The 12,200-nt window shown below is 63.4% G+C and carries 8 protein-coding genes; 6 read left to right on the forward strand and 2 right to left on the reverse strand.

The features are described from left to right. Positions 1–8: 8 nt before the first annotated feature. The 6 genes from AC07E3_RS06765 to metH all read left to right on the forward strand — a co-directional run bounded on the left by AC07E3_RS06765 (position 9) and on the right by metH (position 10,163). Positions 9–725 (forward strand): ABC transporter ATP-binding protein, encoded by a 717-nt coding sequence (locus AC07E3_RS06765; RefSeq protein WP_336067318.1) that lies wholly within the window; start codon positions 9–11, stop codon positions 723–725. Next, positions 725–1,618 carry a branched-chain amino acid ABC transporter permease gene (locus tag AC07E3_RS06770; protein ID WP_336067316.1) on the forward strand — a complete coding sequence of 298 codons (894 nt, stop codon included), beginning with the start codon at positions 725–727 and terminating at the stop codon, positions 1,616–1,618. Before AC07E3_RS06765 ends, AC07E3_RS06770 begins: the two co-directional genes overlap by 1 nt. Continuing rightward, positions 1,615–2,397: an N-formylglutamate amidohydrolase gene (locus tag AC07E3_RS06775; protein WP_478360786.1), complete on the forward strand. Its 783-nt coding sequence runs from the start codon at positions 1,615–1,617 to the stop codon at positions 2,395–2,397. Before AC07E3_RS06770 ends, AC07E3_RS06775 begins: the two co-directional genes overlap by 4 nt. Positions 2,398–2,399: 2 nt before the next feature. Continuing rightward, entirely contained in the window at positions 2,400–3,047 is a 648-nt protein-coding gene (locus tag AC07E3_RS06780; RefSeq protein WP_206546927.1) for a cysteine hydrolase family protein, read from the forward strand. A gap of 166 nt (positions 3,048–3,213) precedes the next feature. Beyond that, a complete protein-coding gene (locus AC07E3_RS06785) occupies positions 3,214–6,258 on the forward strand; it encodes an aminotransferase class III-fold pyridoxal phosphate-dependent enzyme (protein ID WP_478360788.1) in 3,045 nt (1,014 codons plus the stop codon). A gap of 122 nt (positions 6,259–6,380) precedes the next feature. Continuing rightward, positions 6,381–10,163, forward strand: coding sequence for a methionine synthase (metH, locus tag AC07E3_RS06790; protein WP_478360790.1), 3,783 nt, complete (start codon positions 6,381–6,383; stop codon positions 10,161–10,163). Between the two features lie 3 nt (positions 10,164–10,166). On the opposite strand, the gene AC07E3_RS06795 is transcribed toward metH, so the two are convergent. Beyond that, positions 10,167–10,517, reverse strand: a complete 351-nt coding sequence (locus AC07E3_RS06795) for a DUF779 domain-containing protein (protein ID WP_336067303.1) — start codon at positions 10,515–10,517, stop codon at positions 10,167–10,169. 154 nt (positions 10,518–10,671) lie between these two features. Next, positions 10,672–12,189 (reverse strand): aldehyde dehydrogenase, encoded by a 1,518-nt coding sequence (adh, locus tag AC07E3_RS06800; RefSeq protein ID WP_478360793.1) that lies wholly within the window; start codon positions 12,187–12,189, stop codon positions 10,672–10,674. Positions 12,190–12,200: the final 11 nt, after the last annotated feature.

Here is a 12,200-nt window from a genome sequence, read left to right on the forward strand (position 1 = left end):
GGCAGGACGTGTCTGCGCTACTGACAGTCCAGTCGCTCCAGGTGCAATACGGTGCCGTGCAGGCGGTGCGCGGTATCGATCTGGACGTGCGTGAAGGCGAAATCATCGCGCTTCTGGGCGCCAATGGCGCTGGCAAGTCCTCGACGCTCAATGCGTTGGTCGGTCTGGCACCGGCCAGCGCAGGCAGGATCACCTTCAGGGGGCAGGATGTGACCGGCAGCGCGCCGGAGCGTTTTGCCTCCCTTGGCATGACGCTGTCGCCGGAGGGGCGGCGCGTCTTCGGCACGCTCAGCGTGCAGGAAAACCTGCTCATGGGCGCTTATTCGATGCGGGACAAGGCCGAGGTGAAAACGGCTTTTGAACGGGTCTTTGACCTGTTTCCTATCCTGCGTGAGCGCCGTGAGCAGTTTGCTGGAACGCTTTCGGGCGGCCAGCAGCAGATGCTGGCCGTTGGCCGCGCGTTGATGAGCAATCCGCGTCTTCTACTGCTTGACGAACCGTCGCTGGGGCTCGCGCCGAAGATCGTCGAGCAGGTTTTCGAGCTGATCACCGTGTTGCGCAAGCAGGGGGTGACCATGGTGGTTGTCGAGCAGAACGTCTCGATGGCGCTCGAGGTCGCGGATCGCGGATACGTGATGGCCAGCGGCCGCATCGCAGCTTCCGGCACGGCCGCCGAACTGCGCAATTCCGACACGCTGCAAGCTGCCTATCTGGGGGCCGAGTAATGGATCTGTTTCTACAGCAAACCGTCAATGCGTTTGCCTTGGGCGGCACCTATGCGCTGCTGGCGCTGGGCCTTGCCATGGTCTTCTCGACCATGGGGCTGATCAACTTCGCCCATGGCGAGCTGATGACCATCGCCGGCTATATCCTGATGGCCTGCGGGCTGGCGGGCGTTCCCTTCGCCTTCTCCATTCTGCTGGCCATTGCGGCGGCGGTGCTTGCCGCCGTGGCGATGGAGCGCATTGCCTTCCGGCCGGTCAGAAACGCCTCCGGCGCGACCATGCTGGTGACCAGTTTCGCGGTCTCGATGATCCTCCAGGTTTTGTTCCAGAACTTCATTTCCGCCCGTTCGCAGGCCGTTCTGGTGCCGGAAATCCTGTCTGAAAGCGTGCGCTTCGGCGGGCTGGTGATCGGCGTCAACAAGATTGCGGCCATCGCCACCACCATCGTCATGCTGATCTTCCTCGACCGCTTCATGAAGCATCACCGCATCGGCATCGCCATGCGGGCGGCAGCCGAGGATTTCTCGGTGGCGCGCCTCATGGGCATTCGCGCCAACACGGTGATTGCCGGCGCGTTCGCACTGTCGGGCTTCCTTGCCGGCGTTGCCGCCGTTCTCTGGGTGAGCCAGCGCGCCTCGGTCGATCCGCTGATGGGCTTCACGCCCGTTCTCAAGGCCTTCATCGCGGCCATTCTCGGCGGGCTCGGCTCGCTGCGCGGTGCCGTGGCCGGCGGCTTCCTGCTCGGTTTCATCGAAATCTATCTGGCCGCCTATCTGCCGGCCAGCATGCAGGAGTTCCGTGATCCGATCGCCCTTTGCCTGGTCGTTCTCGTGCTGATCTTCCGCCCGAACGGCCTTATCCCGTCGCCAGCCCTCAAGGCGGAGAAAGTATGAGCCTTCACACATCTATCGGGGAAAGCGGTCGGCTTCTGTCGCCGCTCGATCCGGATCCGGTCACCATTATCAATCAGGAAAGCAGCTTTCCGGTGCTGCTGGTCTGCGAGCATGCGGGCAAGACGGTGCCGGCAGCCCTGAACGGTCTCGGTCTTCCGGACGATGCGCGCGAGGCGCATATCGGCTGGGACATCGGGGCCGCCGCCGTCACGCGGCTGATGGCCGAACAGCTGGGTGCGCCGGCGGTGTTTCAGAGCTACAGCCGGCTGGTGATCGACTGCAACCGACCGCCGGAAGCACCCGACGCGATGCCGGAGGTAAGCGATGGCGTGATCGTGCCGGGCAACCGCTCCCTGAGCGACGATGCGCGCGCCCACCGCACGCAGGAGATATTCGAGCCGTTCAATGCGGCGGTGACGATGATGCGCGAAGCGCCGCACTGCCGGGCGATCCTGTCGATCCACAGTTTCAACCCGCAGCTACAGGACGGTGTTCCGCGCCCCTGGGAAATCAGCTTCCTTTATCGCAAGGACACAGCGACCTCCGAGCGCCTGCGACAACTCGTGCTGGAGAATGCGCCGGACCTGACCATTGGCATGAACGAGCCCTACCAGATCGATGATGAGTCGGATTGGTTTGTGCCGCGTCATGGAGAAGAAAGCGGGTTGCCGCACAGCCTTATTGAAATTCGCAACGATCTCATCGCAGATGCCGGCGGGCAGGCAGAATGGGCCAAGCTCATGACCGCCGTCGTGCATCGCTTCGTAACGGAGTTATAGGAATGGAACTGACGCGCAACGTTCCCATCGAGCCGGGCCAGGCAGCGATCCTCTATGTGGATGTGCAGAATTTCAGCGCCCACAGGAAAGGGGCGGAATTCGCCGATCTCGACGAGAAGACGTTTGAAGAAAAATACCGCTGGTATTTCGACCGGCTCGACGCAGACGTGATCCCGCGCATGCAGGAACTGCAGGCGGCCTGCCGCAGCGCCGGCGTGGAGGTGATGTACACCACCATTGAAAGCCTGACGCTGGACGGGCGCGACCGCAGCCTCGACTACAAGATCACTGGCTTCAACGTGGCCAAGGGGTCCTGGGACGGCAAGGTGATCGACCAGATCGCGCCGGGCGAAGACGAGATCGTGCTGCCGAAATCCTCCTCGTCGGTCTTCGTCTCGACCCATATCGACTACATTCTGCGCAATCTCGGCGTGAAGCAGCTCATCATCTGCGGGCTGATCACCGATCAGTGCGTGGAGAGCGCCATTCGCGATGCCTGCGATCTGGGCTATCTGGTGACACAGGTGACGGATGCCTGCCTGACCTACAGCCAGGAGCGCCACGACAATTCGCTGCGCACCATCAAGGGCTATTGCCGGCAGGTGACGACGGCGGAGCTGATCGCGGAACTTCAGTCGAAAGCTGTGTGACGTTTCGCCCGGGCGGCTTGCGAACGGGGCCGCATCGTGAAACGGATAGCGGCATCGGGCCGGGCAGGCATGGGTGGATGACAGGTCTGCCGCCCGGTCCGGATCGTTCATATGCGTCCGGGTGGACGCAGGGCGATCCAGAGCTGCGCTTGGGAGATTAGGGCGAATGACTGCAATTCTCGACACGGTTCCGCGCTTTTCCGAGGAAGAGGTGCGCCGGCTTCTGCTGGATATCTATGGCATCGAAGGCGCGCTGTCGGTGCTGGAAAGCGAGCGGGACCAGAATGTCCGGGTGAAGACGCCGGACGGCGCATTCATCTTCAAGATCATCAATGCGGCTGAACCCGTCGAGGAAAGCGATTTCCAGACGGCGCTCCTGCAGCACATGGCGCGGCACGCGCCCGACCTGCCCGTGCCGGCGCTCCTGCCGACCTTGAAGGGTGAGGCGCTTGGCGAGGCGGTTTCCGCCAGTGGCGGAACGCACCGGCTGCGGCTTGTCAGCTGGATTGAGGGCATGCCGCTTGCCGAGGCGCCACGCAGCGAGGCGGCCATGGAGAGCCTCGGCGAACTGCTTGGCCGGTTCAACAATGCGCTCAACGGTTTCATGCATCCCGGCGCGGTGCGCCCGCTGGACTGGGATCTGCGCCTTGCCGGCAACAGCCGCGCGCGACTGGACAGGATCCGGGATGCGGACGACCGCGCGCTGGCAGAGCGCTTCATCGACCGTTTTGAGGTTTCTGTTCTGCCGCAGCTTAACCGCCTGCGCGGCGGGGTGATCCACAACGACGCCAATGACTGGAACGTGCTGGTCGATCCGGCGGACCACACGAAGATCTGCGGTCTGATCGATTTCGGCGATGCGCTCTACAGCGCGCTGATCTGCGAAGTGGCCATTGCCGGCGCCTATGGCGCGCTCGACTGCGATGATCCGCTGGGGGCCATCGGCGCGCTGGCGGCCGGTTTCCATGCGCGGTATCCGCTGCGTGAAGAAGAGGTCGATCTCCTGTTCGATCTCGTTGCCATGCGGCTCGTCACCTCGGTGACGATCTCGGCCAGCCGCCAGTCGGAAGTGGCCGACAATCCCTATCTCGCGGTGAGTGAAAAGCCTGCCTGGGACCTGCTGCGCCGGCTTGGCGCGATGGACCCGCGTTTCGCCACGGCGATCCTGCGCAATGCCTGTGGCTTCGAGGCGATGCCGGGCGCACGCGCGGTGAAAAGCTGGCTGGCGAATAATCGCCGCAATTTCGCGCCGGTGCTGGTGCGCGCGGCGGCGAGCTATCCGACCGCCCATGTGCCGCTTGGCGACCAGAGCGACCCAATTGCCATCGCCTCGGCTGAAGAACGGCCGGACGAGGCGCAGGCGCTCTGGGAAGACGCGGTGGGCGACGCGACGCGCATTCTGGGTATTGGCCCATGGGGCGAGGAACGCAGCGTCTACACGAGCGAGATTTTCGAATCCCGTCTGATCGCCGGCGAGCGCCGCAGGCGTCACCTGGGGCTCGATCTGTTCCTGCCGGCGGGAGCCGCGCTCTATGCGCCGCTTGCCGGCACGGTGAAGGAAGTGGGCGTCGAGGCTGCGCGGCTTGGCTATGGCGCGGTGATGGTGCTGGAGCATGAGCCGGAAGATGGCCCGGCCTTCCTGTCGCTGTGGGGGCATCTTGCCCATGAGGTTGCAGACCGGCTGAAGGTGGGCGACCGGGTCGAGGCCGGCGCCTTTCTGGCCCATATGGGCGGGCCGAAGGAAAATGGCGGCTGGATGCCGCATCTGCATCTGCAGATCGCCTGCGACACGACGATGAGCGCCGACGACATTCTGGGCGTTGGCGAGACGCGCTATCTGGAAACGTGGGGCGAACTCTTCCCCGACGCCAGCGACTTTGCCGGGCTTGTGGCGGTTGATGCGGGCCGGCTTTCCAAGGCCGAGATCGTGGAAAAACGCCAGTCGCTGCTCCTGCCGAACCTGTCGATTTCCTATGAGGAGCCGATCAAGTTCGTGAAGGGCGAGGGCGTGTGGCTGATCGATGACCGGGGTCGCGCCTATCTCGATTGCTTCAACAATGTCTGCCATCTGGGCCACTGCCATCCGGCGGTGGTGGAGGCGCTCGCCACACAGGCGGCGACGCTCAACACGAACACGCGCTACCTGCACGACAACATCGTCGCCTATGCGGAACGCCTGACGGCGACCATGCCGAAGGAGCTCTCCATTGCGGCCTTCGTGAATTCGGGCTCGGAGGCAAACAGTCTGGCGCTGCGCATGATGCGGGCGCATACGGGCCGGGAGAACGCCATCGTTCTCGACTGGTCCTATCACGGCACGACGCAGGAACTGATCGATCTCAGCCCCTACAAGTTCCGCCGCAAGGGCGGGCAGGGGCCGAAGCCGCATGTGCATGTGGCCGACCTGCCCGACGCCTATCGCGCGCCGGCCGACTGGCCGCAGGAAGAATTGGCGAAGCGGTTTGCGGCAAGTGTTGCCGAGCAGATCGACACGATGGCGGCCAAGGGCGAGGCTCCGGGCTTCTTCATCGCCGAGTCCATCCCGAGCGTTGCCGGGCAGGTGTTCATGCCGGAAGGCTATCTGGACGAAGTCTACCGCATGGTGCGCGCGGCGGGTGGCATCTGCATCGCCGACGAGGTGCAGGTGGGCTTTGGCCGCATCGGCAGCCACTGGTGGGCATTCGAGACGCAGGGCGTGGTGCCGGACATCGCCACGGTGGGCAAGCCCATCGGCAATGGTCATCCCATGGGCGCGCTGGTGGTGTGTCGGGAGATCGCCGAAAGCTTCCACAACGGGATGGAGTATTTCAACACATTCGGCGGAAACCCTGTTTCCTGCGCGGTGGGTCTCGCGGTGATCGACACGATCGAGCGTGACGGCCTGCGGGAGAATGCGGCGGAAATCGGCGCGTATCTCAAGGCGGGCTTCATCGAGCTTCAGCACCGCTATCCGCTGATCGGCGATGTGCGCGGCATGGGCCTGTTCCTCGGCATCGAGCTTGTCGAGGACCGTGAGACGAAGATGCCGGCCACGGCATCAGCGCGCGCGATCTGCAACGAGGCGCGGGCGCGCGGGGTGCTGATGGGCACCGAAGGCCCCTATGACAATGTGCTGAAGATGCGCCCGTCGATGATCTTTTCTAGAGCCAATGCGGACCATCTGCTCGGCGTTCTGGAAGAGAGTTTCGAGGCGGTGACAAGGGCCGAATAGGGATGTTCGGCCCCGCGCCGGTGCAACGCTGAGCCGTGATATGACGCCGCGTGCATGTTGACATAAAGATATCTTTATGTGATGCAGGTCCATTGTCGTATCAAGGATGAAAAGCGTCGCATATGTCGTCTATCGATGAACTGTTTGGCCCCGTTGGCGAAAAGCCGGATGGATCGGAAATCTTCGCCGCGCTGCACAAGGCAGCGCGCGAGCGTATCCTCATCCTCGACGGCGCGATGGGCACGCAGATTCAGGGGCTCGGCTTCGACGAGGATCATTTCCGCGGCGACCGCTTCACCGGCTGCGCCTGCCACCAGCAGGGCAACAACGACCTGCTCAACCTGACGCAGCCCAAGGCGATCGAGGAAGAACACTTCCGCTATGCGATGGCGGGTGCGGACATTCTCGAGACGAACACCTTCTCCTCCACGACCATCGCCCAGGCCGATTACGGCATGGAAGACATGGTCTATGAGCTGAACCGCGATGGTGCGCGGCTTGCCCGCCGCGCGGCGATCCGCGCCGAGCAGAAGGACGGCGTGCGCCGTTTCGTGGCCGGCGCGCTCGGGCCGACCAACCGCACCGCCTCCATTTCGCCGGACGTGAACAATCCCGGCTACCGCGCCGTGACCTTCGACGATCTGCGCATTGCCTATGGCGAACAGCTGCGCGGGCTGCTCGATGGCGGCACGGACATCGTGCTGATCGAAACCATCTTCGACACGCTCAACGCCAAGGCGGCGATCTTCGCATGCGAGGAAATCTTCGCAGAGCGTGGCATTCGCCTGCCGGTGATGATCTCCGGCACGATCACCGACCTTTCCGGACGCACGCTTTCCGGCCAGACGCCCACGGCCTTCTGGCATTCGGTGCGGCACGCCAAGCCGATTACGATCGGTCTGAACTGCGCGCTGGGCGCTGCGGCCATGCGCCCGCACCTGGCGGAGCTTTCGGGCGTGGCCGATACGCTGATCTGCGCCTATCCGAACGCCGGTCTTCCGAACGCCTTTGGCCAGTATGACGAAAGCCCGGAGATGATGGCCGAGCAGGTCGAGGAATTCGCGCGCGAGGGGCTGATCAACGTGGTCGGCGGCTGCTGCGGCTCGACGCCGGAGCACATCGCCGCGATCCGCGACGCGGTGGCGAACCATCCGCCGCGCGAAATCCCCGAGCGAGCACCCTTGATGCGGCTTTCGGGGCTGGAGCCCTTCACGCTGACCGACGACATTCCCTTCGTCAATGTGGGCGAGCGCACCAATGTCACGGGCTCTGCAAAATTCCGCAAGCTCATCACCGCGGGTGATTATGCGACCGCTCTGGATGTCGCGCGCAACCAGGTGGAAGGCGGCGCGCAGATCATCGACATCAACATGGATGAGGGCCTGATCGACTCCAAAAAGGCGATGATCGAGTTCCTCAACCTGGTGGCGGCGGAACCCGACATCGCGCGTGTGCCGGTGATGATCGATTCCTCCAAATGGGAGGTGATCGAGGCCGGCCTGAAATGCGTTCAGGGCAAGGCGGTGGTCAACTCCATCTCGCTCAAGGAAGGCGAGGAGGCGTTCCTGCATCAGGCCAATCTGTGCCGCATGTATGGGGCAGCAATGGTCGTGATGGCCTTTGACGAAACCGGTCAGGCCGACACCGAGGCGCGCAAGGTGGAAATCTGCACCCGCGCCTACAAGCTTCTGACCGAGAAGGCCGGCGTCGCGCCGGAAGACATCATCTTCGATCCGAACGTCTTTGCCGTGGCGACCGGTATCGAGGAGCACGACAATTACGGTGTCGACTTCATCGAGGCGACGCGCGAGATCATTCGCACCCTGCCGCATGTCCATATTTCGGGCGGTGTGTCGAACCTTTCCTTCTCGTTCCGCGGCAATGAGCCCGTGCGCGAGGCAATGCACGCGGTGTTCCTCTATCACGCCATTCAGGCGGGCATGGACATGGGCATCGTCAATGCCGGTCAGCTGGCCGTCTATGACGCCATTGATCCGGAGCTGCGCGAGGCCTGCGAGGATGTGGTGCTCAACCGCGCGCCCAAGGCCGGCGGCACGGCGACGGAGCGCATGCTGGAGATCGCCGAACGCTATCGCGGCACCGGCGGGCGCGAGGCCAAGGAAAAGGACCTTTCCTGGCGCGAGCTTCCGGTCGAGAAGCGGCTGGAGCATGCGCTGGTCAACGGCATCACCGAATATATCGACGCGGACACCGAGGAAGCACGGCTGAACGCCGAGCGCCCGCTGCACGTGATCGAAGGGCCGCTGATGGCCGGCATGAACGTGGTCGGCGATCTGTTCGGCGCGGGCAAGATGTTCCTGCCGCAGGTGGTGAAATCCGCACGTGTGATGAAGCAGGCCGTGGCGGTTCTTCTTCCCTATATGGAGGAAGAAAAACGCGCCAATGGCGGCGGCGAGCGCGAGAGCGCCGGCAAGATCCTGATGGCCACGGTGAAGGGCGATGTGCACGACATCGGCAAGAACATCGTCGGCGTGGTTCTCGCCTGCAACAATTACGAGATCATCGATCTTGGCGTGATGGTGCCGGCGGCAAAGATCCTTGAGACCGCCCGCGAAGAGAAGGTCGACATCATCGGTCTGTCCGGTCTCATCACCCCGTCGCTCGACGAGATGGTGCATGTGGCGGCAGAGATGGAGCGCGAAGGGTTCGACATTCCGCTTCTGATCGGTGGCGCGACGACCAGCCGTGTGCACACGGCGGTGAAGATCCATCCGAGCTATGATCGCGGGCAGGCGGTTCACGTGAACGATGCGAGCCGCGCGGTGGGCGTGGTCTCGAACCTGCTTTCGCCGGAAGCGCGCGACGGTTTTGTTGCAAATCTGCGCGAGGAATATCGCAAGGTGACGGAAGCGCATGAACGCTCCGAGCGTGACAAGCAGCGCCTGCCGATCGACAAGGCCCGCGCCAATCCGCACAGGATCGACTGGGCGGCGTACACGCCGCCGAAGCCGAGCTTCACCGGCACGAAGGTTTTCGAAAACTGGGATCTGGAAGAGCTTGCGCGCTATATCGACTGGACACCCTTCTTCCAGACCTGGGAGATGAAGGGGCGATATCCGAAAATTCTCGAGGACGAGAAACAGGGCGAGGCCGCGCGGCAGCTCTTTGCCGACGCGCAGGCAATGCTGAAGAAGATCATCGACGAAAAGTGGTTCGTGCCGCGCGCCGTGATCGGGTTCTGGCCGGCCAATGCCGTGGGCGATGATGTGCGCCTCTTCACCGATGAAACGCGGAAAGAGGAGCTTGGCTCCTTCTTCACGCTGCGCCAGCAGCTTACCAAGCGCGGCGGCAAGCCGAATGTTGCGCTGTCGGACTTCGTTGCGCCGGTGGACAGCGGCAAGCCGGACTGGATCGGCGGGTTCGTCGTGACGGCGGGCATCGAGGAAGTGGCGATTGCCGAGCGCTTCGAGCGGGCAAACGACGACTACAACTCGATCCTCGTGAAGGCGCTGGCCGACCGGTTTGCGGAAGCCTTCGCCGAACGCATGCATGAGAAGGTGCGCAAGGAGTTCTGGGGCTATGCGGGCGATGAAAGCTACACGCCCGAAGAGCTGATTGCCGAACCCTATCTCGGCATCCGCCCGGCTCCGGGCTACCCGGCGCAGCCCGACCACACCGAGAAGGTGACGCTGTTCAGGCTTCTGGATGCGGAGAAGAATGCAGGTGTGGAACTGACCGAAAGCATGGCCATGTGGCCGGGCTCCTCGGTATCGGGTCTCTACCTTTCGCATCCCGAAAGCTATTATTTCGGCGTTGCCAAGGTCGAGCGCGACCAGGTGGAAGATTATGCGGCGCGCAAGGGCATGGACGTGGCGGATGTGGAGCGCTGGCTCGGGCCGGTGCTCAACTATCTGCCGGCCTCCTACTCGGAAGCCGCCGAATAGCGCCTATTCGCGGACGGGTGCGGCGCAGACGCGCGAGCGGGTGAGAAAGCGTTTTTCGCGCCCGTTGTCGAGCGAAAACATGCCGCCGCGCCCGGGCACCACGTCGATGATCAGGTCGGTGTGTTTCCACGCCTCGAACTGCGATGCGCTGATGAACACCGGCGTGTCGCCGATATGGCCAAGAAGCACGTCCTGATCGCCGACGATGAAATCGCCGCGCGGGTAGCACATGGGCGAAGAGCCGTCGCAGCAGCCGCCCGACTGGTGAAAGAGGACGGGGCCGTGATCGGCGATGATCTCGGCAAGAAGCTCGCGTGCTTCGGGCGTTGCTGAAACCTTGTCGTTTATGGACATGCGCAAACCCTCTCGGAGAATGGCAGGCGGGGGGCCGAAAGCTGGCGGCTAAAGCCTCCCGCCTGCCGGGGCAGCTTCTTCCCGAAACGGGAAGAAGCATCTCGCAATGCCTGATCTGCGGGGAACCGGTCAGACACCGTCGTATTGCCTGAACTCAGAAGAAGCCCAGCTTCTTGGGGCTGTAGCTCACCAGCATGTTCTTGGTCTGCTGGTAGTGGTCGAGCATCATCTTGTGCGTTTCGCGGCCGATGCCGGACTGCTTGTAGCCGCCGAAGGCCGCATGGGCCGGATAGGCGTGGTAGCAATTGGTCCACACGCGGCCTGCCTGAATGCCCCGGCCGAAGCGATAAAGCCGGTTGGCGTCGCGGCTCCAGATGCCGGCACCGAGGCCATAGAGCGTGTCATTGGCGATTGCCATGGCTTCGGCGTCGTCCTTGAAGGTCGTGACCGAGACGACGGGGCCGAAAATCTCTTCCTGAAAGACGCGCATCCTGTTGTGGCCCTTGAAGACCGTCGGCTTGACGTAGTAGCCACCGGCCAGATCGCCCGGCAGATGCGCCTGCTCGCCGCCGGTCAGCACTTCCGCGCCTTCCTGCCTGCCGATGTCGATATAGCTCAGGATCTTCTCAAGCTGCTCGGAGGAGGCCTGCGCACCGATCATGGTGGCAGGGTCGAGCGGGTCGCCCTGCACGATCTGCTCCACGCGCTTGAGCGCGCGCTCCATGAATTCGTCATAGATCGCCTCGTGAATGAGGGCGCGGCTCGGGCAGGTGCAGACCTCGCCCTGGTTGAGCGCGAACATCACGAAGCCTTCAATGGCTTTGTCGAAGAAGTCGTCGTCCTCGGCGGTGACATCCTTGAAGAAGATGTTGGGCGACTTGCCGCCCAGCTCCAGCGTGACCGGGATCAGGTTCTGGCTGGCATACTGCATGATGAGCCGGCCGGTCGTCGTTTCGCCGGTGAAGGCGATCTTGGCGATGCGGTTGGAGGATGCGAGCGGTTTGCCGGCTTCAAGGCCGAAACCGTTGAGGATGTTCAGAACGCCTTCCGGCAGGATGTCGCCGATGAGATCGGCCCACAGCATGATCGAGGCCGGGGTCTGCTCGGCGGGCTTCAGCACCACGCAGTTGCCGGCGGCAAGCGCGGGCGCAAGCTTCCAGCAGGCCATGAGCAGCGGGAAGTTCCACGGGATGATCTGGCCGACCACGCCCAGCGGCTCGTGGAAATGATAGGCGACCGTGTCGTCATCGATCTGCGAGATGGAGCCTTCCTGGCTGCGAAGGACGCCGGCAAAGTAGCGGAAATGATCGATGGCAAGGGGCAGGTCGGCTGCGGTGGTTTCGCGGATCGGCTTGCCATTGTCCCAGGTTTCCGCGCGCGCCAGAAGCTCGAGGTTTTCTTCCATCCGGTCGGCGATGCGGTTGAGCATCAGGGCGCGTTCGGCCGGGCTGGTGCGGCCCCAGGCGTCCTTGGCCTTGTGGGCGGCGTCGAGCGCCAGCTCCACGTCGGCTGCGTCGGAGCGGGCGATTTCGCCCAAGGGCTGGCCGGTGACCGGCGAGGTGTTTTCGAAATAGCGCCCGGATTTCGGCGCCACCCATGCGCCGCCGATGAAATTGTCGTAGCGTTTGGCGAAAGGCACTTTGGCACTACGCGCGAATTCAACCTTGTTCATGAAATCCTCCC

The sequence above is a fragment of the Nitratireductor lacus genome (genome assembly GCF_056431025.1).